The 20,399-nt window shown below is 48.9% G+C and carries 18 protein-coding genes, 1 pseudogene and 4 riboswitches; of the genes and pseudogenes, 1 reads left to right on the forward strand and 18 read right to left on the reverse strand.

What is annotated here, in order from left to right:
- Nucleotides 1-126: 126 nt before the first annotated feature.
- A riboswitch (cyclic di-GMP riboswitch) is annotated at nucleotides 127-229 on the reverse strand.
- A 492-nt stretch (nucleotides 230-721) separates the two neighbouring features.
- The 18 genes and pseudogenes from SATMO3_RS27480 to SATMO3_RS27565 form a co-directional block, all read right to left on the reverse strand.
- On the reverse strand, nucleotides 722-1,486 hold the full coding sequence (locus SATMO3_RS27480; protein WP_371373856.1) for a Fic family protein: 765 nt from the start codon (nucleotides 1,484-1,486) through the stop codon (nucleotides 722-724).
- A 280-nt stretch (nucleotides 1,487-1,766) separates the two neighbouring features.
- Nucleotides 1,767-2,048: pseudogene (locus tag SATMO3_RS27485) on the reverse strand (DUF1643 domain-containing protein); the annotation flags it as partial.
- Nucleotides 2,049-2,344: 296 nt separating this feature from the next.
- Nucleotides 2,345-2,788 carry a hypothetical protein gene (locus SATMO3_RS27490; RefSeq protein WP_371373859.1) on the reverse strand — a complete coding sequence of 148 codons (444 nt, stop codon included), beginning with the start codon at nucleotides 2,786-2,788 and terminating at the stop codon, nucleotides 2,345-2,347.
- Nucleotides 2,789-2,929: 141 nt separating this feature from the next.
- On the reverse strand, nucleotides 2,930-5,119 hold the full coding sequence (locus SATMO3_RS27495; protein ID WP_371373862.1) for a TonB-dependent receptor plug domain-containing protein: 2,190 nt from the start codon (nucleotides 5,117-5,119) through the stop codon (nucleotides 2,930-2,932).
- Nucleotides 5,120-5,317: 198 nt separating this feature from the next.
- Nucleotides 5,318-5,517, reverse strand: a riboswitch (cobalamin riboswitch).
- Nucleotides 5,518-5,685: 168 nt separating this feature from the next.
- Nucleotides 5,686-5,874, reverse strand: a riboswitch (cobalamin riboswitch).
- 8 nt (nucleotides 5,875-5,882) lie between these two features.
- Nucleotides 5,883-6,146, reverse strand: coding sequence for a hypothetical protein (locus tag SATMO3_RS27500; RefSeq protein ID WP_371373865.1), 264 nt, complete (start codon nucleotides 6,144-6,146; stop codon nucleotides 5,883-5,885).
- Nucleotides 6,132-6,317, reverse strand: a riboswitch (cobalamin riboswitch). (Overlaps the previous gene by 15 nt.)
- The gene (locus SATMO3_RS27505; RefSeq protein WP_371373868.1) at nucleotides 6,288-6,470 is read right to left on the reverse strand and encodes a hypothetical protein; all 183 of its coding nucleotides are present in this window, start codon (nucleotides 6,468-6,470) and stop codon (nucleotides 6,288-6,290) included. It overlaps the preceding riboswitch by 30 nt.
- A 345-nt stretch (nucleotides 6,471-6,815) precedes the next feature.
- Nucleotides 6,816-7,295 (reverse strand): 23S rRNA (pseudouridine(1915)-N(3))-methyltransferase RlmH, encoded by a 480-nt coding sequence (gene rlmH, locus SATMO3_RS27510; protein WP_371373870.1) that lies wholly within the window; start codon nucleotides 7,293-7,295, stop codon nucleotides 6,816-6,818.
- A gap of 1 nt (nucleotide 7,296) precedes the next feature.
- On the reverse strand, nucleotides 7,297-8,424 hold the full coding sequence (locus SATMO3_RS27515) for a S1C family serine protease (RefSeq protein WP_371373872.1): 1,128 nt from the start codon (nucleotides 8,422-8,424) through the stop codon (nucleotides 7,297-7,299).
- An 11-nt stretch (nucleotides 8,425-8,435) separates the two neighbouring features.
- On the reverse strand, nucleotides 8,436-9,218 hold the full coding sequence (locus SATMO3_RS27520; RefSeq protein WP_371373874.1) for an MBL fold metallo-hydrolase: 783 nt from the start codon (nucleotides 9,216-9,218) through the stop codon (nucleotides 8,436-8,438).
- Nucleotides 9,219-9,335: 117 nt separating this feature from the next.
- Nucleotides 9,336-10,685 carry a phosphomannomutase/phosphoglucomutase gene (locus tag SATMO3_RS27525; protein WP_371373876.1) on the reverse strand — a complete coding sequence of 450 codons (1,350 nt, stop codon included), beginning with the start codon at nucleotides 10,683-10,685 and terminating at the stop codon, nucleotides 9,336-9,338.
- A 238-nt stretch (nucleotides 10,686-10,923) separates the two neighbouring features.
- The gene (locus SATMO3_RS27530; protein ID WP_371373879.1) at nucleotides 10,924-12,321 is read right to left on the reverse strand and encodes a nickel-dependent hydrogenase large subunit; all 1,398 of its coding nucleotides are present in this window, start codon (nucleotides 12,319-12,321) and stop codon (nucleotides 10,924-10,926) included.
- 2 nt (nucleotides 12,322-12,323) lie between these two features.
- The gene (locus tag SATMO3_RS27535; protein ID WP_371373881.1) at nucleotides 12,324-13,559 is read right to left on the reverse strand and encodes a hydrogenase small subunit; all 1,236 of its coding nucleotides are present in this window, start codon (nucleotides 13,557-13,559) and stop codon (nucleotides 12,324-12,326) included.
- Between the two features lie 102 nt (nucleotides 13,560-13,661).
- On the reverse strand, nucleotides 13,662-14,543 hold the full coding sequence (locus tag SATMO3_RS27540) for a peptidase MA family metallohydrolase (RefSeq protein ID WP_371373884.1): 882 nt from the start codon (nucleotides 14,541-14,543) through the stop codon (nucleotides 13,662-13,664).
- Between the two features lie 183 nt (nucleotides 14,544-14,726).
- Complete coding sequence (gene deoC / locus SATMO3_RS27545; protein ID WP_371373887.1) at nucleotides 14,727-15,377, reverse strand: deoxyribose-phosphate aldolase; 651 nt, start codon at nucleotides 15,375-15,377, stop codon at nucleotides 14,727-14,729.
- A gap of 85 nt (nucleotides 15,378-15,462) precedes the next feature.
- On the reverse strand, nucleotides 15,463-15,894 hold the full coding sequence (locus SATMO3_RS27550) for a Fur family transcriptional regulator (RefSeq protein WP_371373889.1): 432 nt from the start codon (nucleotides 15,892-15,894) through the stop codon (nucleotides 15,463-15,465).
- Nucleotides 15,895-16,125: 231 nt separating this feature from the next.
- Complete coding sequence (locus SATMO3_RS27555) at nucleotides 16,126-16,434, reverse strand: spore coat protein (protein WP_371381811.1); 309 nt, start codon at nucleotides 16,432-16,434, stop codon at nucleotides 16,126-16,128.
- A 24-nt stretch (nucleotides 16,435-16,458) separates the two neighbouring features.
- Nucleotides 16,459-16,656 carry a ferritin-like domain-containing protein gene (locus SATMO3_RS27560; RefSeq protein ID WP_371373891.1) on the reverse strand — a complete coding sequence of 66 codons (198 nt, stop codon included), beginning with the start codon at nucleotides 16,654-16,656 and terminating at the stop codon, nucleotides 16,459-16,461.
- Between the two features lie 50 nt (nucleotides 16,657-16,706).
- Nucleotides 16,707-19,115 carry a diguanylate cyclase gene (locus SATMO3_RS27565; RefSeq protein WP_371373894.1) on the reverse strand — a complete coding sequence of 803 codons (2,409 nt, stop codon included), beginning with the start codon at nucleotides 19,113-19,115 and terminating at the stop codon, nucleotides 16,707-16,709.
- A 186-nt stretch (nucleotides 19,116-19,301) separates the two neighbouring features.
- On the opposite strand from SATMO3_RS27565, the gene SATMO3_RS27570 reads away from it, so the two are divergent.
- On the forward strand, nucleotides 19,302-20,345 hold the full coding sequence (locus tag SATMO3_RS27570; RefSeq protein ID WP_371373897.1) for an HD-GYP domain-containing protein: 1,044 nt from the start codon (nucleotides 19,302-19,304) through the stop codon (nucleotides 20,343-20,345).
- Nucleotides 20,346-20,399: the final 54 nt, after the last annotated feature.

Below are 20,399 nucleotides of genomic sequence, written 5' to 3' on the forward strand. Positions count from 1 at the left end.
GTACGCTTCATACATATTTCATAAGCTATATAACACACATTGCCTGATCACTTCTGCTACATCAACATAATAAACATCCTCTACAAGGAAATGATACAAAAAGCCAAGCCGCATAGCAAAATACACTAATGCGGCTTGGCTATCATAGATGAAATCACATTAAGATGATCTCATCCTTAGACCCATAGCTTTGCGTCCCTGGCTTTCATCAGGTTTGCCCAAACACCAATCTAAAACTGTCTTTCTTTATCATCTGAGAATTATTTTAATCGGTCAGCAAATCATTTGATTAAATAATATTTTAATATTTATACCATAAATCGCCAAATTCCTGCATTATTTTTAAATATTTATATTTTTTTATAATTCTTTATAATTCTTTATAATTATATGTTTAATATTAATTACCTGGTATTTTGCGCTATGCAGAGTATCCGTAATATCTTTTATATCACTTATTACCGTTTAAAGTTAGACAAGAAAAAACCGCCCATTTAGGCGGCATCTCTGGGTAATCCTTGCAAGTCAGCTTTACAATCATTCAACACAATCAACCAACTCAGCTATAGCGATCATTTACCAAACGGCGTATCTTCGTTCCACAAGGCTTTTTCCACTCTTCGAGTAAACAAATCCATATTCGCTACGGTCCGTCCTGCGTGAATGGTCAGTCCACGGTAGCTAGTAGTAGGTACCTGTTTTTCAATACCATTAATACACCTTATCCAATATGTCTGATATAAAAATCAAAAGTATCTTCCAAAATTTGAGCTGCTAATTTAACAAATCCGCTATAATCCCCTTTCACATGGGAAAAATCCAAAGAATCATAGTACTCTACCCGCTGTTCTTTTTTAATAACAATCGGTACATATCCATTTTTCATAAGCTCAAAGTTTAACAGTAATCTTGCTGTACGCCCATTACCATCCACAAAGGGATGTATTTTAACAAACCAGCTATGCAGAATAGCCGCTCTTTCAACGGCATGTAGCTTCTGTGCTTCTCCCTTATACCATTCCAGCAACTCAGCCATTTGCGCAGGAACCTGTACATAGTCAGGCGGTATATGCTCAGCACCACTGATGAAAACATTTTCTCGTCTGTAAACACCAGCGCTCTCGGGCAATATGCCCTTTAGGACAATAGCATGGATATTCTTAATCTGCCAGTCAGACAGGTCTTCCTTTTTTGTGATGATCTCTTCTATATAACCGATTGCTTCTCGATGATTAATTACTTCAAGATGCTCGCGCAGAGTTTTCCCGCCAATGGTGATTCCCTCTAAAACTACTTTAGTTTCTGACAAAGTTAGGGTATTACCTTCAATAGCGTTTGAATGATATGTCCATTCAACTAGTAGCTTTTCTCTCAAACTTTCCAGCGTATGGCGTGGAAATGGCCTTTTACTGTCCAGTAAAGCCTTTTTTTCGTCTATTTGTTTCAGTATTGCAGGATAATCCAGTAGAATCACCTCCCAAGCCATTTTAATAAATCCATCCCAGATAGTTTATATTCTGAGCTGACGCCAATTTCTCAATTAAATTACTACTTATATTTTACCATAAACTGGCTTACTTTACACTAGACACCCTTCTCAGTTATGTTCTTACCTGCTAACGACCTATATAGTACATATTATAAAAATCCTAATAGCCCATCATCCAGATAGGTCGATGGACTACCCTACTTTATACTTAATCACTATCTGATGTATCTGCCGATATTGATTACACACTTTTCTTTCTGCGAAATGTCTCTAACTTTCACCTCAGTCGCATTCGCGGAGCTAAAGGATGAAAGCCAATCATTTGCATTTTGTCCTCGAACTCGCCAAGCTTTTCCAGAAAATATTCCTGTCTTTTCTGAACCGCTTTGCTAGTATCTCCCGCTTTGCCCCAGACAACGATGATGACATCCACCCGTTCTGCCGATGCCAAAATCTGTTCCAAAATTCCCTGTTCGATTTCATTCTTCAGGCTCTTCCTGCCGTCCACAGCAGAAAAGATATTGACGATCTCCGCCGTGCCAAAACCATACGATATAGATTGTTTAGTACATACATCGTCGTAGGGTCAACCAGCATCCCATCGGAATAGAAAACAGGGGTCAGGCTTGAGTTAATAATAATTTGATTTATGCGACTATTGCAAGATTACGAGAAAAACAACTCAATTTTGCTATAAATCAAGCCTGACCCCAAACACAAAGCCTGACCCCAAACACACACCCAGAATAGCCCCTCAAGCTAAATTTCTTATTGCTATTGGCAGTATTTAAGCAGCTAAGCCTGGACAAAATAGCGCCCAGGCTTAGCGATGTAGCGTTTTGCTGAAGGCTCTGTCTAGAAGAAATACTGTACGGTGGCGTAATAGGTCCGGTCCTGCTGCGGATAGGCTATATTGCCGATACTGTCCAATGGACCGTATCCGGTTCTGCGCCACAACTGTTCGGGTCCTTTGTTAAACAAGTCATTGACGCCGGCGGTCAATTTGATTGTACTGTTGAAGTCATATTTCAGACCGATATTGGTCAAGCTGAGCGAGTCATACAGGGCGGAAGATTTGGATTTTCTTCTATCGACTATTGCCCTCGGGGCCTGTACCCCGGCACTTCGCGGCAAACGCCACATAGCTTCCCAGAGCATCAATGATCTTTTGTTCCTACGAAGTATCGGCATCCGTTGTACAGTTCTCCAGAGCCTCGTTTGTGCTTTGCCGGATCTAGTTCGGATGATAGCCGTACATTGCAGTTTTTGCGTCAGTTGATCAATTTTCTGTTGTTCCATCGTTCACCTCCTGGTCTGATCCTATAATCGTCCAACAGGAAGAAACAAAATATAAGAAAGTCGGACTTAAAAAGCCTCCTTCATGCATCGGTACACACATTATTGACCAAATATATCATTGTTGCCTATTTGCACTATTTCCTAAAAGTCCCACTGTACAGTCGCGTAATAGGTCCGCCCTGCCAGCGGATACTTCATGGTGCCGTAATAGTAATAGGGATCATATCCAGTACCTGTATACAGCGTCTTCCAGTAAGGGACCTTATTAAACATGTTATTGACACCTACGGTAAGTCTGGTGTCTTTACTAAACTTATACTTGGCGCCCAGTCCGACCGTGGTGTAAGAGGTATTCCAGTCAACCTCATCATCCACATTCGTTTCGCCTACATAGCGGATTTCGTTAAAAAGCGAGAGCCTCTCACCAGGGAAACGGTAGGTCAGCCGTAGCAGCCCCTCCCATTTAGGGGCGAAGTTCTCCAGTGATTTGCCGTAGTTGCCATTCGGATAGAGATAATACATCTTTTTTATTCGCTGCAAATCCTTGGACTGCATATAGGTAGCTGACAAGTCCAAATCCCAGCGGTCCCAGTTAAGCTTACCTTCCAGTTCCACACCATTGACCCTGCCTTCGCCGCCATTCACGTAGGACATATAGGTCAGACCCATCCGGTACAGCTCAAGCATGTCGTACGAATGGCGGCCAAAATAGGTGAGAGCCCAGTCAGACTTAGCCTTAAACGTTTCGCCATGCCACTGTATCCCGAGGTCCCACTGTCTGCCATGCTCCGGCCCAGCAGCACCGGCTACAGTCGAACTGGGAGGGACCGGCAGGATAAAGGCGCCGTCGCCGATCAGCTCGTAGAGGTTGGGGAAGCGGTAGTAAGTACCGTAGGTCGCCCGCAGAGTAGTCTGCTCATTAAGCTGTTTTTTGAGAGCGGTCTGCCATGTGAATTTACTGTCTGCGTTCTCCTGCATCGCAGTTACCCACCAAAGGTAGTTGGATTTCGCCTCCCCCATGCCGCCGGAATAATTCCAGTGCACACTGGGAGTAAACCAGAAGTCGCCTTTTTTGTTAAGCGTGATGGTGTCCTGGAGCTGAATGTCGGCCAGCGTTTGTGTATAGTGATCTTTAACCCAGGCATAAGACGGAGAAGTCATAGCGGCTCCATCGACATCAAGTCGCTCGTGGGAATAGTTAGCCATGAACTCCAGCAGGTGAGCATCACCTGCTTTGAAAGACCCATCCAGGGAACCACCAAAACGTTGTGACTGGTAGTGGCTCCATTTTGCAAAAATAGTGTTGTTGCCCCACGGATTTTTATAATTTTTATCCTGATCCATGTAGGTCAAACGCCAGCCCCACTCCAAGTTGCCATCCGTCTGCCGCCGCCCGATTAGCAGGTCCGACTGATCAGTATTTAGCTTTTTAGACGGCTGTTTACTGCCCCAATAAGAGGGCAGATCGTAATTTTCATTAAGAACATTGTAAGGAAGTTCACGGTAGTTGCGCTTCCAGGCGTACTTTACCTGCCAGTTTTCATCCTGCCACTTAACCAGCACATCTGTATTCTGATAGCCGTTGTTGAGACGGTGGCGGTATATATCTGTCCCCGGAAAATTATATTTGAAGTCGCCCTGACTCTGGTCGCGGTTGACACCCACGAAGAGACTGCCACCACCCAGCGGGGCATTGACTCCCAGGCTGCCCGTGTAGCCGCCATAGGAACTCATGCCCTGGGAAAGGGAGAATCCGGTATTCTGCGGTTTTTTGGTAACGATATTGATAACCCCACCTATCCAGGCGCCTGGGAAGCGGGCCGGGATGTAGCCGCGATAGATCTCAATGCGTTCAACATTTTCCACTGGAATGGTGGACAGGTCGGTAGCAGCATCCCCGCCCAGCTTGGTCAGTACTCCGTCGACAAAGATGCCCACCTGGGCAGCAGTGCTGCCGCGGACACTGACGACGGTATATTGCCCGGTGCCAGTAACCTCCCTAATATGGACGCCAGGTACCCGTTTAAGCAGTTCGGGCAAGGTCTTTTGTTCGCCTTTGAAATCCTCGGGGCGAACGATGGAGACGGTGCCCGGTGAAAGCTTGGACTCCCATTCAGGACGGGGCGCTTCCACTGTCACCGTTGGCAGTTGGTACTCCTCCTGAGTCTGCGCGTAATCGGCGTCTTTCGCCGTTTCACCTGTTTTCTGCTGCTGTTCGCTGTCCGCCTCTGCCGCATAAGCGACGGCATTATAAGTTGGCGCCATACTCAGCGCCAAAGCGCAGGCAATACTTGTTGCCAATGCCTTTCCCTTTAATTTATGTAGTACCATTGCAAAATCTCTCCTCTTTCTAGCTTATAAACGCTTTAGTGATGGCTTTTACGATAATAAACTAAAAAAACTCCCTTACAGGAGTGTATTACGTCAGACAGGGAAAATCGGTTTCCGGGTGCTGCCGTAATCCCCTCCCTGTCGCTCGCAGGTGCCGCAGCACGCTCTCCGCCGCAAAACGACAGGCTAACACGCTGCTATGGTGATCGCTGGACAGGCAGTTCTCCTGGCTCCGGTTCATTGCTCGTTTGCGCCTTCCCAAAGCTTGCGCTCCAGTGACCCAGTACGTTAGCCGTACTGCTGCAAAATTGCTCCCCGTTACAGTGGCGGGACCGCGCCGGTTTTTCACCGGTCTTCCCTATTAAGCCCCAAAGGGCACCTCTCCCCACTTTATGTTGCTATTTAGCTTGTCTCTTATGCTCCCTCCCTTGCCAGGCCGGAAAAAAGGTCCGGTTCCCGCCCGTTTTTGTGCGCTGCTTCCGTTCCCTCCTTTGCTCCTCGACTGACTTGTGTAAGGATAAAAGCTCACACAAACCCCAAATCCTCTCCCTGTTGATCGCAGGTCCGGCAAGGATGTCGGTACAGGCAGTTCTCCTGGCTTTCCTTCATCATCAGCCCCGCCTTCCCGGCAGCTTTATCTCCTGCCAGTGGCCTTTTAGGGCTAACTCGGGCTTACAGTGGCGGAACCGCGCCGGCTTTACACCGGTCTTCCCTATTGAGCCCTTTCACAGGGCACCTGTACCCGCTGTACTTTCTGTTTCTGTCATATATTAGCTTGTCTGCCGCTGTCGCCGCACCAGCAGAGCGGCGGCAGCCGGTCGACTGCGCCTTCGCTGAAAAAAAAGCCGGTCCCATTGCGGTCATACCGAAAATTAAACCAAAAGAAGCCGCCCCTGCCGGCTGACAAGGAAGGCTTCTTTGCAAAAAACCGGTCGCAGACCGGCACACTGCACACGCAAATCCTCCTTCCCTGTCTGTCGCAGGTTACGCACCGCACCTTAGGCGCGGTACTGTCGGTGATTGTCATGCAGGCAGTTCTCCTGGCTCTGGCTCCTCGCGCCGCCAAACCTTCCCAAGACACTTTTCGTCTCAGTGGCATATTATGGCTTTGCTCCCCATTACAGTGGCGGGACCGCACCGGCTTTCAACCGGTTTTTCTGTTAGGCCCTTAACGGGCACCTGCACCGAATTCCTGGTATTTCTTTACTGTTTCAAATTTTACCACAGGCAGGGGCAAGTGTCGAGCAGGTTTGTCTGTTTTTGTTGGATTTTTTTGTTTTTTCGCACTTTTTAATGCTTTTCTAATATTTGGCCGTACAGATCGCGTCTCCCTTGGTGTCAGCAGGCCCATGCCCTTCCTTCCCAGGTCGGGTTTGGCGGCTGCCCATGGTAAGGGGTTACCAGCTGCAGCTTTCCCCCTCCCGTTTGTTCGCCGGATTTTACAACAAGCAGCGCCAACTTGGCTGGCACCGCTGCTGACAGGCCTGCATACTTCGCAGGCACGCTAGAAAACTGATTCTCAACCATGCTAAAATACAGGACTCATAGGGACGGTTCTATTGAGTCCAAAAGTCCTATAAGATAGCAACTAACAAAATTGCCATAAAAATATAAAATTCCTGCAAGTTATTAAAACATTCCTGCAGGAACTTCGACTATTCTTGTATTTACTTATATTACAAGTCATTTTTCACCGTTACCAGTGATACGGTTCTCCCCGCGAAATCTTAAATGCCCGATACACCTGCTCGACTAAGAGCAGCCGTATCATCTGATGTGTAAACGTCATCTTGGAAAACGACAGCCTTTCTTTAGCTGCTGCCGCTACCTCCGCCGACAGGCCGAAAGCGCCGCCGATAACAAAGGTCACATCGCTCTGGCCGCTGAGCGCCAGGCTGTCAAATTTGCCTGCCAGTTGTTCTGAGGCGAGAGCTTGGCCGGCTACGTCCAGGACGATGAGATAACTGCTTGGCCGGACGGCCTTTAAAATGCGCTCACCCTCACGGGTGAGCGCTTGTGTTTTTTCAGCCGGTGACGGATTGTCAGGCATGCGTTCTTCGGCAAGCTCGAGGATGTCCAGCTTGCAGTAAGGCGTTAGCCTTTTGACGAATTCCTGAATACCGGCAGTCAAATACTTTTCTTTGATTTTGCCGATGGCAACAATTGTGATTTTCATCTTATTGACCGGCAGGCATTTCTTCCAGGGGCACGTTGAGCGTCTGGTTTTTGCCGTTTCTTTGTATAACAACTTCGACGTGGCTGCCTACCTGTTGGGAGTCAAGGACGGCCCGTAATTCGGCAACACTGTTGGTTTCGGCGCCGGCTACTTTCAGAATGATATCACCTTCACGCATACCGGCTTTGTAGGCTGGTCCGGAGGATGACACTTTGGCAAGGTATACACCTTTTTCCAGCTTAAGTTCATAGCCATACTTGGCAGCCGAAGCCTGATCCAGAGCGCCTACACCAAGATAGGCTCTCACTACCCTCCCCTTGTCAATAAGGGATTGCAGAATAGGCCGGGCGCTGTTAATCGGAATGGCAAAGCCGATGCCTTCCACACCGGAAAGGGCAATTTTGGCGCTGTTGATACCAATAACCACACCATCGGCGTTAACAAGAGCACCACCGGAATTACCAGGGTTAATAGCGGCATCGGTTTGGATGAGTTTAAAGCGGCGCTCGCCGATATCCAGCGAACGATTCAGGGCGCTGATAACACCGGCAGTCACACTGCCTTTGAACTCAAGACCAAGCGGATTGCCAATGGCAATGGCCGGTTCGCCTACCATCAGCGAATCAGAGTCGCCCAGTACGGCGACCGGTAAATTCTCGGCGTTTACTTTTACAACAGCAAGGTCGGTAGCGGGATCGACGCCGATAACCTTGCCATCCACTGTACGTCCGTCAGAAAGAGAAACTGAGATCTCCTGCGCATTTTCCACCACATGATAGTTTGTGGCAATATAGCCCTGCGCATCAAAAATTACACCTGAGCCTGTCCCTTGCTCGATGAGGACTTTCCGGTTACTGAAGAAATCCCGGGCAATTCCCTTGTTAGTGATGCCGACAACAGCCGGGCCAACCGTCTGTGCCGCCCGGACAATGGGGGTATTGCGCGCTTCCGAGACCTGAGCCTGAGCCGTAGGCGGCTGAAGCCCGTTAAACGGCGACCCTACGCCATCAGGTTTTTTGGCCTTGTCAGAAGAAATATTGCCGGCGCAGCCTACGACTAGCATTGCGCCAATAATCATGCTAACTAACGATACGGTAATATAGGGAGTTAACCTTCTAAACCAGTTCATGCTATCGCCTCCTACTTATGTTCGCATATTCCTGAAATTTTTTCAGGATAGGTAAGATGCAAAGTAACATCCTCGCCCAGGCGGCAGCCTTGCGTTGTCAATATATCAGCGACGGTTTCTTCAGCCAGTTCCGGACGATTGTTTTCCTGACTGAGATGAGCCAGAAAAACATGCGTGTGGGCTTTACGGTTTAGCCGGGCCAGTGTCCAGCCTGCATCCGTATTGGCCAGATGGCCGCGGTTGCTTAGGATGCGTTTTTTCAAAGGCCAGGGGTAACTGCCATTTTTCAGCATATCGACATCATGGTTGGATTCAAAAACCAATACGTCGGATAAAGACAGGGCATCTTTTACTGTCGGCGTAACAAAACCAAGGTCGGTGGCAACACTGACTTTGCTGTCACCGGCAAACAAACGAAATCCGACAGGATCGGCGGCATCATGCGAAATACTGAAAGGCTCCACCTTAACTTTGCCAATATCAAGACTTTCCGGCAGAAGCCGGCAGCATTCATCCGGCAATGCAGCCCGGCAATACATGGATTGCCAGGTATCTGGCCGCGCATATGCCGGCAGGTTATATTTCTTCAGTAAAGTGGTCAATCCATTAACATGATCACGGTGCTCATGGGTGATGAGTATGCCGTCGATATCTTCTACCTTGGCGCCGAGTTTATCAAGCGACTGTTTAATGCGCCTGGCGCTGATGCCGGCGTCAACCAGTAGTTTCGTATTCTCCATCTCAATATAGGTAGCATTTCCGGTGCTGCCGCTGGCCAAAACATGAATTTGCATATTTACCTCTTATAAAATTTTAGCTGTTAGTAACAGGTATGTTATTCGCCCTTAAAGCCGGCAAATCCTCTCTGCCAGCAACAAATTCCCTCGAATACCGCCGGTATTCTAAACCAATCACAGGCAGCCTGGCGGCAGCTTCGCTGTCACTGACTCTCTGACAGCGGCAGGCAGCGCGGCGAGCAATAAGGCGGTAATCTCTTTCAGCCGTTCAGCTGTCTTGGCTTCAAACCGCAGGGTAAATAAAGGTTCAGTCACAGAAGCGCGGATCATGCCCCAGCCGTCGGCAAACTCAATTCGCACCCCGTCGATTAAATTGGGACTGTATGCTGTTAATGCGGCCGCAACCTGATTAAGGATTGCCGCTTTGTCAGGGCCATGGTAAGGAACCCGGATGTCCGGCGTAAGCAGATAGTTGGGGATAGCGTCAATCTGGGCTGCCAGTCCACCGTTCTCTGCTACCAGCTCACAAACTTTCAGTCCGGAGAACATACCGTCATCATAGCCTAATTCCCGGAAAAAGAAGTGTCCGCTGATTTCGCCGGCAAATAAGGCATTCTCACGCTGAAAGGCGGCCTTGCTGAAGGTATGCCCGGCCCGGGCTATGACAGGCCGGCCGCCGGCTCTCTTTACTTCTTCCGGGACTACCATCGAACATTTGGCGTCATAAATAACAGCCCCCTTTTCCCTGGCAAGGTAAGACCGGGCCATAAGCACCATAATATCATCATTGTCAACAGGACGGCCATTTTCATCAACAAAGCCAACCCGGTCGCCGTCGCCGTCAAAACCAATGCCCAGCGCCGCTTTCTGCTCAAGCACGGCTTGTCCCAGAGCCGCAAGGTTCTCAGCCAGTGCCGGATTAGGCGGCCGGTGAGGAAAGCGTCCGTCGGCTGTGCAGTTAAGTTCTATTACTTCATACCCAAGCCGGCGGAACAGTCCGGGCGCAATGGCAGCCGTAGCGCCGTTGCCGGCATCAATAACCACCCTTAGTTTACCCGGGCTGGCCTTGCCGGCAGTATATTCGATATAATCGGCTGTCACCGGCAGCGGCGACACAGACCCCGGCCCCGATGTCCTGAGGTTATGCGCTACCATCCGGCCGATCTCGGCCACATCTTCTTCGCTTACAGGCTGTGGCCCCAGTACCAGTTTAAAACCATTATACTGGGCCGGATTGTGGGATGCAGTTACCATAACGCCGCCGGTTGCACCGGTCGACTTGAGGGCATAGTAAAATACCGGCGTCGCCACAGTGCCGATATCAATAACCTGGCAACCGGATTCTGCCAGACCGTCCAGCATGATGCGCTGCAAAGCCGGGGTTGACAGCCTGATATCACCGCCTACCACTACTTTTTGACCGCTAAGTTTAACTCCGACCGCTAAAGCAATCCGCCTGACCATAACTTCGCTTAACTCTTTGCCTGCCACACCGCGTATATCACATGCTTGAAAAATACTCATATTTGTCCCCTTTCCGGACTATGTAAAAGACTTGGCATTATGCCAAGTCTAAAGTTCCTGCAACTATTGTACCACGCTCTTACTCCGGCTTCAACCGCCGGCCTTCCCGGTTATATGACATAAATGCAGCAAAGGAGCTGCTTTATCTGCAAGATCATTGATGAAGTCATCTGTAGTTCGTTCTCGGGTATGTACCGGGCGCCTGAGCCGGCCGGCGGCCGACTGCTGCCTGTCACTGTCACTGCGGCCGTGAAGTTGAATCGCAGTCCAGCATATGCACAGCGCAGGTGAAACACGGATCAAAGGACCGGATTACCCGGCCGGCTTCGATTAGATTATTACCGTCCGTTACCGGCGTGCCAATCAGCGCCTGTTCGACCGGTCCACGGACACTCCGGTTGTCGCGCGGCGAAAAATTCCAGGTCGTTGGCGTCACGATCTGGTAATGAGTTACCTTATTATGCCGGTACTCCATCCAATGGCCAAGCCCGCCCCGCATGGCGTCTGTCAAACCGGCGCCGGCGCCGCTATCGGGCGGCGTAAATGGCTGGTAACTGGGCGTATTCGGAACAATTTCCATAAGCCAGCCCTGGGCCAAGCGGCATATTGCCAGAGTCTCCTGCGCCCTGGCCACCAGCCGGTCCATAACCGATATCCCCCGGCGATAGTAGCCGCCAATAAAACCCCTGGCCAACGGTCCGCCCTCCAGGGGCATCTCCTGGTAACGCGGTGCTTTAGTCCAGGAATAAGCCTCCGCTTTGTCCCTGCCGGGATTGGTACGGCCTTGGTCCGGTGTCCGGCGTTCCTGGTCATCTTTATACCAACTATAGCGTATTTCTTCACCAATCAGGTTAATGTCCAGCTTTTCAACCTGCCCGCTGTTAACTACCAGACCGGATTTGAAGGCTCGCTCTCCGGTTAGCGGAGCGGGAAACATGCCAAATGACATAAAATTGCCGTAGCCTGCGCCAATATCATAGTAATCCTTATAATAGTCGGCAATAATCATAACATCATTCATATGAACATTTTCTACCCATTGGGTGACTTCCTGCAAAATGCTGCTGTAGGCCATAAGCCGTTCCACTGAGGCCTGCTCGGTAACACCGGTCGCTATGATTGTCTGCTGCATGGGCGCCTTGGCCCCAAACACAGCCATGGCCTCATGGGCCCGTACCGCTTTAACCGCAGCTTCCTTGGCATGCTGCAAAAGTTCAGCATTAACTTTTGCCGGCAGACGAAAGTCCCCTTGTGGACGCGGTATGTAAGGCGGCATGTCCGGACCTTTTACATAGTCATATAATACCAGCATGTAAAAGTGGCGCAGATGATTTTGGATAAGATCAGCGGCAAAGATCAGGTTGATCAAATGCTGGCCGGCCGAAGTTGGAGCAACGCCAAAGGCCTGCTGCTGCGCCATGGCGGCGGCAACGGCATGAGCACTCGAACATATGCCGCAGATGCGTTGGGTAAAAAGGGCGGCATCCCGTGGGTCACGGTCTGTCAACATGGTTTCCATGCCCCGGAACAAGTGGGCCCCCAGCCAGGCGTTTACGATTTTGCCATTCTGCACTTCCACATCGGCCCGGAGCGGTTCATGTATTCGCGTTACCGGAAAAACTGTCTGGACAGCCATGATTACCTCCTGTGCTTTTGCCCCGGACGAAAAAAGTCCACCACTTTCTGCCGGAAGGTTCTGGGTAGTTTGCGCCTTTTTTTCGCCCGGGCCAGGCTTTGGCTTTCGCTAATGAGTGCATTTTGCTGCCTGATTAAATCGTCAAGCTCCTGTTTTAGCTGTTCCAAGTTCTCAGGCGGATCAGATTCTTTGGGTTTTGTACCATCCAGCCAGTGCTTACCCACCCTTTTGGCAATAACCCCCGTTACCAAATGGGCTCCTACGGCGGCAGCTCCCAGTCCGGCTGCCACAGCGCCGAATTTCTTGATATTAATCGTCCCTATAGGCGTCTGTATATTGGGCAAATGATTGTAAAAAGGCATGCTGCTGTCAGGAAAACCGGGGTTGACGCAACCGATACACGGCGCTCCGGCTCTTACCGGCCAGTTAACATAGTGATTCCATTGCCGTTTGGGGCAATCGGCATATGTTACCGGCCCTTTGCACCCCACCTTGTACAGACAGCCTCCTTCCCCGGGAAAGGAGGCAAAAACTCCATCTTCAAACTGTTGCCGGCGCTGGCATAAATCATGAATTGTCCGGCCAAAAAACAGTTTGGGCCTGTTATAGCTGTCAAGTTCCGGCACGCCATACATGATGAGATGGCTGAAAGTCCCGGATACCCAGTCTGGGTTGATCGGGCAACCGGGGATATTGATGACAGGTTGCTTTATTACCTCCCATACCCCTCTGCCTCCTCCCGGATTAGGGTAGGCCGCCCCCGGACCGCCGAAACAGGCGCAGGTGCCCACAGCAATAACATGCTTAGCCTTGGGAGCAAATTCCTGGAGGGCTGCCATGCCGGTTACCATCTGGTCCCCACGCATAAATACATGGTTATAACGGCCGTTGTCGGCTGTCATTACCGATCCCTCGATCACCAGCCAGAACTTGCCGGCTTCCTTATCTGCAGTATTTAGCAGTGTCTGGACAATTTCCGGCCCCTGTGCGACATTTAGCAGCCAATCGTATCGCAGATCAATCATATTGACAAGAATTTGATCCAGCGTCGGGTTTACAGCGTTATCCATGGAGATAGAATTGCCGGTGCAAGATCCCAGCTCCAGCCAGATTACCGGCGGTTTGTCCACCTTATTTTCGGCGTATACCTGCCGCATAATTGGTAATAGCTGTTCAGTCAGGCTGGCGGTGAGAACAGCAGATGAGCAAAGTTTGAGAAATTCCCGCCGGCTAAGCATAGACTCTCCCTCCTGAAGCCAGTATCATCCTTAACTTTTCCCACATTTGGCAGATATATGTAAGATCGCAGAAAAAGGGACATGCCGCTCCCGGCATATCCCTTAATTTGCGGTTTTGCTATATTGTTTCATATGACCTTTGGCCCAAAGATTCACCATGGTCTCAAAGGTGGTATAATCCATTCCCAGAGCTCTTTTAATGGCTTTATTCACCTTTTGCCCGGCCGTGACACTCCTTAAAATCTCATTTAGTTTGGCTTCGCCATGCACTTCAGCAATATACCGGACAGCCGCCAAGGACTGGCGATAAGCCAGCGCCTGGTTGGGTAATCCGTCAAAGTCCCCTTCCAACTCAGCCATTGTGTACAGCTTGCCTGTCAGGCGGTTATCCACTGTTATCCACTCATACCCGTTGGCCTTGTATTCCATATATTGCGCCAAGCCTTCGGTAAACCAGCGGGTATAATTGCCTCTGGCCATATGATCCAGCACCAGGTGAGTGTATTCATGAGCCAGTGGCCCGGTAGTAATAAACTCTTCCACCGCCTGGCTATTCTTCATCCAGGCCTTAGGCGATAATATCTGGATAACTCCGCCCCAGTAAAAGCCCATTGCACTGGCGTCACCCGCCCAGCCGTAAGCTTTTTTCATGGCTTGTCGGTCAGGATAAATCAAAACGATCGCCTTGCCTCGAGGCGTGTAATCAAGAACCGTGGTCACCGGTTTGTATGCGGCCTCAGCCGCAGTAGCCACCATATCGACCATATCGGCATCCTGTTCTGTATATTTAATAATAAAATGCGGCGTCTCCTTTGCCAGCATGTCACTAGTCTGGTAGCGAATCTTAAGTTCAACCGCCTGCCGCACCAGAGGGTACAGCCACATTTGCGGATGAAGGGGGAGTGTCGTTAACAGCAAGCCGGCCACAACCAGACCGACTACAGCCGGCACACCGCCAGGAATCATTTCTAATAGATCACGCATGATAAACTGCCCTCCTTTCGAGCAAGTAAAGGACATTATATCATGCATTCAAGTTTACATCTACAGGTGTTTTATGTAAATTAAAATAAGATTGCCGCCCTAATGCCGGCAATGATGTAAGAATTATGCATTGCAAACATTAGGGGAGCAATCTCATGATAGGTTTAAGGAAAAAAGCTGCAGTTATGACTTGGCTTCGCTTACGATAGTTATCCCGGCGCTGGTTCCCAACCGGGTAGCACCGGCGGCAATAAGTCTAAGAGCTTGTTCACGGCTGCGAATCCCGCCTGAAGCCTTAATGCCGATCTGGTCGCCGGCTACTTCCTTGAATAAACGAATATCGTTTTCTGTCGCTCCGCCAGGTCCAAAGCCTGTAGAGGTTTTGACAAACTGAGCCCCGCCGGCAATCACGGCTTCACAGGCCTGACGCTTTTCTTCATCGGTCAGAAGACCGGTCTCCAGAATGACCTTGACGGCTGCTCCGTCCGCCGCCTCGACAACCTGCCGGATGTCAGCGATCACTGCTTCCCACAGCCCGGCCTTGGCTGCGCCAATATGCATAACCATATCCAGTTCATCAGCCTTACGCAGTACAGCTTCCTTAGCTTCGGCCACTTTTACGGCACTGAAGGTAGCCCCGAGGGGAAAGCCAATCACAGTAGCAGTTTTTACACCGGTGCCTTTAAGATGATGGGCCGCCAGATCAACATAGACCGGATTTACGCATACCGCCGCAAATTTATATTGGACAGCTTCCTCACACAATTGGATGATGTCAGTAACGGCAGTTGCCGGCTTGAGCAAAGTATGGTCAATATAACCTGCTAGATTCACAACGCTAACCTGCCTTTAAAATGAAATAGCGAAAAGACTGCCTTAAAAAGGCAATCTTTTCGTTTTACTATTTTGTTGTCGGTTCTTAGCTTACAACCGCACTTGTTTTTTGGCACGCCGGACAAGTACCGTAAAAATAGAATTGCTGCCCTTGAATAGCGTAGTCGGTGTGGGCCGAAACTCTGCTGATAAAATCTGAGGAATCTATTCCCTGCAAATCTTCAACCCGGCCGCAGCACATACAACGCACATGAGGATGATTGGTTGTGTCAGCGTCATAGCGGAAACTATCCTCACCGACATTGAGCACCTGCACTAAATCCAACTCTTTTAAAATCTCAATGGTCTTATACACTGTCGCCAAACTCATAGTGGGATAATAAGGCTGAAGGTCATTGTAAATCATTTCCGCACTTGGATGGGATTTGGTAGCAGCTAACGCGTTGTAAATCGCCAAACGCTGCGGCGTAACCTTGAATCCCTTATCCCGTAACAACGTTGTCACACAAATATCCACGAGTATCCCCGCCCTTACTACAAATTACAACCGGAAAATAGTTATCGAGTAATTCTTGTTTAATTTTAACCGTTATTAGGGCTTGCTGTCAAGGCAATTTTATGCAAAAAAAGCGAATAGAACAAAAATTTTTTATTCCACTTAATACCACCGCTTATCGGCGATTTTCCTTGCCTTTTCCCGCACCGGAAAGTAAAAGTCCCGCGCCATAAGGTGCGGGACTTTACTGGATTATTGAGCCTGGTTGCTAAACTTGGACTGAGCCTGAGAAATATCTTGCGGAGTGGCGTTTTTAATATTATAGTAACCCTTTTGCTGCATAAGGTCAAAAATCTGCTTTTCCCGGCTGTGAACATCACCAAGAATTGTCAGATAATCACGCCGCAAGGTTTCACTGGCAGCTTCAAGGGCAAAGGCGTTAACCGCTGTCGCTGTATGCTTTGTTTCATTAAGAGCCAGTTGCAAAAGGTCCTGGTCAGACAGGCTGGCGCTCTGGCCGCTCATACTGGTTTGCTTGGTTTGGCCGGATTGTTGTCCCATTTGGGCCACAGTAGATCACCTCAACTATTGTAAATTTTGCCCTGCATTTAGATGTTTGCTCATTGTTTGGAAATTCTGCTGGCTCTTTTGAGAAAACTGCTGGAACATTTGTTTAACCTGGGCATCCTGCACATTGCTGGCTAAGTAGCTCATCGTCTTGGCGCAGCATTGTTCCATACCCAGAAAATCTTCCAGGTGCATCAATTCTTTAGATGTTAACACAAGTTTCCCTCCTTCGCATTTGGTCAGAGATAGCTTGTGTAAGACTTGCATCAACTATTCATAATTGGACAATCTGGCGATTGATAGAATTCAACACGATTGCGGCCTTGCTGTTTGGCACGGTACAGGGCCTGATCGGCTGCGTCCACGAGCTCGGTTTTGGGATCCTCCCAATTTGTACAGTTTTCAAAGGTAGCAACTCCCAGACTAATGGTAACGGATATATCATGATTATCGGCCTCAAAGTGAGTCGTTTCGACCACTTTCCGGAAGGTTTCGGCTAGCTCAATAGCTTCTGCCAGACAAGTTTCCGGTAAGACTACGGCGAACTCTTCGCCGCCATAACGCGCACTCACGTCTGTCGACCGGAATTTATCCTTAATCATGGCCCCCATCTTCTGCAGAATAATATCGCCGGCCAGATGCCCCCAGGTATCGTTTACCTTTTTAAAGAAGTCAATATCCAGCATGATCAGGCTGAGCGGCCGCTGGTAGTTCACGGCACGGCTGATTTCCCTGCCTAACACTGCTTCAAACTGCCGGCGGTTAGCCAGTTTTGTCAATGGATCGGTCAGAGCCATAGCCTGGAAATGAGCGTATAAATAAGCCCGTTCAAGACCAATAGCCGTTTGCCTGGCAATGGTGCTAAGAATAAGTTCTTTCCCCTGGGGTATTTCCTGAGTCGGATCATTCCAGCCCAGGACAATTAATCCCTGCAGCTTATCATTCGCTAACAGCGGCAATATATTTAACCGCTTGGATAAAAGTACCGACATGGTTATCAGGCCTTGTTCATTCTCACTGGTGGTATTGTCATCCATACTGCTGAGACCGCTCCAGGGCCAGGCTGTTTTGCCGTCGGAGAAAATGCGCTGCAGGTGGTTAATTTCTTTTTGTTCAAAGCCGGTGGCGTATACCGGTTCGGCATGCAAGCCGTCATCACGGTAATGCATGATAAAACCAATTGCCCCGTTAGCGGAAAATAAGTTAAACAGTTTTTCCGACACTTTGGCCAATATGGCTGCCGGCGACTGCTGCACCGCCACATCTTTGACAATTCCATACAGAAAACTTAACTCGGCAAGGCTCTCTACCGTTGTCTCATAGGTTCTGGCATTTTTTATGGCCTCACCGGCCTGATGCGAAAATACACTCAGGAATTCAGCATCATGCTGGGTAAATTCCTTCTCCCGGCGGGAAAAAATCGCCAAGACCCCGATGACATTCCCGTTATGTCTGATGGGTGCGCCAACCATAGATTTCAAACCAGCTTGCTTTAGCGCCTCCAAAATTTTCTCGGGGAAACTCTCGATATTATCAACGACCACGGGTTTTTTCTCCAGAAAGACTTTTCCCATAAAACTCTTGTCAGGAAGAAGCTTCTCCGGTGGTTTAAAGCTGCTGATATATGCAACAATCTTCAGGTTGTTATTCTCTACCAATGCCAGATAAACATGGTCGCACTGAAAAACCGTACCTGTAGCTACTACGACCTGCTGCAGCATGCCATCCAGATCATGTTTTGAGGCCAGGCTTGCACCCAGTTGAATAAAGGCTTGCTGCAAAATGCGCTCACTGTCCTTGGTCTCCTGATAAAGGCTCATATTTTTGGTAACCATGCTCCGCAATGCCTGATTTAACCGGGAAATACGAAGGTACGGACGCAAAACCGAAGTCTGTAAGAGTGAACGCAGAATACACAGATAAAACAAAATTTTGTAGACATGACCGATAAGGTTGAAGCTGTCATAGGTGTTGTTGTGTAAGATGAAAGCCATGCCCGCGACTATATTGAACACCAGTCCGACCCGCAGCAAAAATACCGATTGCTGCGAAGGGTTACGCAGTCCATACATATATAACGCCAGCAGGTTAAGCACCATTGCGGTATATTCTAATGCAAGCTTTTCGGCAGTCTGGCCCTGCCCCGGCGGAATCATCGGCGGCAGGGAATGTTCAAACAACAGCACCAGCGCGATAATGCCGGTAGTAACCACCGTAGTCAGTGTCACTAAATATAGCGGGTGAAAAACAGCATTTTTACTGCGTTTGGGAATATAAAGCGCTGCCAGTACGCCGGCACTGACAAGCAGCCGGCTGATAATCCAGAATATCGCAGCTTTATTTTCACTGTTGGCTGTAATGAAGGCAGGCATACCCGGATAAGACAGCAAATGAGCGCCGTCCAGCAGGCTTACTGCCAGAAAGATCATGGCAAGAACCAGATCCCGGCTGTTTTGTGTTTGCGGCCAGCCATACCATACAATAATAAATATACTTATCCCCGTTGCCAGACAAATCATCTCACTAACCGTGTGGATGATAAGATATACGTCTTCAGAATAATTTGCGTAAAAACTCCCAGGCGTCCAGGAAACAACCCCTAGTATGCCAAATAATATTGACGTAAGCGCTGCTAACTGCACGTTGGCCCTAAATGAATTAATTAACAATGGCATGGTTATCCCCCTCTCGGCAAAGCACCCTCCGGCAACTGTTCCTACTAACATAATATGCCGCAAGCGAAAGGGGTGTGCCTTATGTCATATATCAGACCAAAGTCCCACATAAGCAGGACTAAGACATATATATTTTCGTCTTGTGATTATGTATAATAAGATTAGGAATATAAGGAGGGCTTCCTTATGCTTATCAACGAGGTAAAGACCGGCATGGTGCTGGCACGCGATATTGTTGATGCCAGCGGCAATCTGCTTTTAGAACAAGGCATTGCCCTTACTGAATATTACATAAACCGGCTTACAGAACTCGGAATAACCAGTGTTCCTATCTATGATCCCTATGCGGCTGAACTGAAAAAAAATACCGTAATCGCACCGGCAGTCAGAGAGGAACTCCTTCTCTGCTTCCGCTCCTTATTTAATCGTAAGAGTCAGGACATGCTCAATTCAGGTTTGCGCACCGTTTATTTAAAGCAAATCCAGCAAACTGTCGGGCATGTTATTGAGGAAACAGAAAAAAACCTTCCGCAAATCATCAATGTTCAATTGCGACAGCCAACCGCCGATGAGATTGGACATGCCGTCAACGTCTGTTTGATGGCTATAGCCACCGGTCTGTATATTAAGCTGCCTCGCCCCGTATTAATGGATTTGGCGCTGGGAGCACTTTTTCATGATTTGGGCAAATCGGTGATGCCATCTATTGACGGTACGGTCAGCGATCCGGTGCGTCTGCATCCCATTTACGGCCAGCAGCTGTTATTAAAAAACAGAGTAGGCTCCATCGTGGCCCGTATTGCGGCCGAGCATCATGAACAGTATGATGGCCATGGTTATCCTTCCGGCCTGGCGGGAAAGGAAATCCATCCCCTGTCACGGTTAGTGGCTATCGCCAACTATTTTGACAATGCTATGAATAGCGCTGATCAGACGGGAGCTTCCCGCAGCGCCATTATCGAGAATATGATGGCCAATGGCAATATCTTATTTGATATGTATCTGTTACGGGCCTTTTTCCATACTACCCCGCTCTATCAGGTGGGCAACCTGGTAAAACTGAATACCAACCAGTTGGCGTATGTCATAAAAAACAAGGTCCGCTTTACCGCCACACCGACAGTCCAAATTGCCGAGGCTGATGCTAACAACCAGTTTCGTATCACACCGCAAGTGATTGATTTGGCTATGAAACCCAACATCACCATTGTTGATATAATCGCGGAGTAATACTGAAAAACCGGCTTGCATCGAGCCTTAGCGAAAGCAGCAGCCGGTGCTGCC

This window comes from Sporomusa aerivorans, assembly GCF_041428895.1.
Classification (GTDB): domain Bacteria; phylum Bacillota; class Negativicutes; order Sporomusales; family Sporomusaceae; genus Sporomusa; species Sporomusa aerivorans.

What these genes read in the sequence shown, in the direction of transcription:
- SATMO3_RS27480 (WP_371373856.1), bottom strand. Translation starts at nt 1,486, where the DNA reads ATGGCTTGGGAGGTGATTCTACTGGATTATCCTGCAATACTGAAACAA.
- SATMO3_RS27490 (WP_371373859.1), bottom strand. Translation starts at nt 2,788, where the DNA reads ATGGAACAACAGAAAATTGATCAACTGACGCAAAAACTGCAATGTACG.
- SATMO3_RS27495 (WP_371373862.1), bottom strand. Translation starts at nt 5,119, where the DNA reads ATGGTACTACATAAATTAAAGGGAAAGGCATTGGCAACAAGTATTGCC.
- SATMO3_RS27500 (WP_371373865.1), bottom strand. Translation starts at nt 6,146, where the DNA reads ATGACAATCACCGACAGTACCGCGCCTAAGGTGCGGTGCGTAACCTGC.
- SATMO3_RS27505 (WP_371373868.1), bottom strand. Translation starts at nt 6,470, where the DNA reads ATGGGCCTGCTGACACCAAGGGAGACGCGATCTGTACGGCCAAATATT.
- rlmH (WP_371373870.1), bottom strand. Translation starts at nt 7,295, where the DNA reads ATGAAAATCACAATTGTTGCCATCGGCAAAATCAAAGAAAAGTATTTG.
- SATMO3_RS27515 (WP_371373872.1), bottom strand. Translation starts at nt 8,424, where the DNA reads ATGAACTGGTTTAGAAGGTTAACTCCCTATATTACCGTATCGTTAGTT.
- SATMO3_RS27520 (WP_371373874.1), bottom strand. Translation starts at nt 9,218, where the DNA reads ATGCAAATTCATGTTTTGGCCAGCGGCAGCACCGGAAATGCTACCTAT.
- SATMO3_RS27525 (WP_371373876.1), bottom strand. Translation starts at nt 10,685, where the DNA reads ATGAGTATTTTTCAAGCATGTGATATACGCGGTGTGGCAGGCAAAGAG.
- SATMO3_RS27530 (WP_371373879.1), bottom strand. Translation starts at nt 12,321, where the DNA reads ATGGCTGTCCAGACAGTTTTTCCGGTAACGCGAATACATGAACCGCTC.
- SATMO3_RS27535 (WP_371373881.1), bottom strand. Translation starts at nt 13,559, where the DNA reads ATGCTTAGCCGGCGGGAATTTCTCAAACTTTGCTCATCTGCTGTTCTC.
- SATMO3_RS27540 (WP_371373884.1), bottom strand. Translation starts at nt 14,543, where the DNA reads ATGCGTGATCTATTAGAAATGATTCCTGGCGGTGTGCCGGCTGTAGTC.
- SATMO3_RS27555 (WP_371381811.1), bottom strand. Translation starts at nt 16,434, where the DNA reads ATGGGACAACAATCCGGCCAAACCAAGCAAACCAGTATGAGCGGCCAG.
- SATMO3_RS27565 (WP_371373894.1), bottom strand. Translation starts at nt 19,115, where the DNA reads ATGCCATTGTTAATTAATTCATTTAGGGCCAACGTGCAGTTAGCAGCG.
- SATMO3_RS27570 (WP_371373897.1), top strand. Translation starts at nt 19,302, where the DNA reads ATGCTTATCAACGAGGTAAAGACCGGCATGGTGCTGGCACGCGATATT.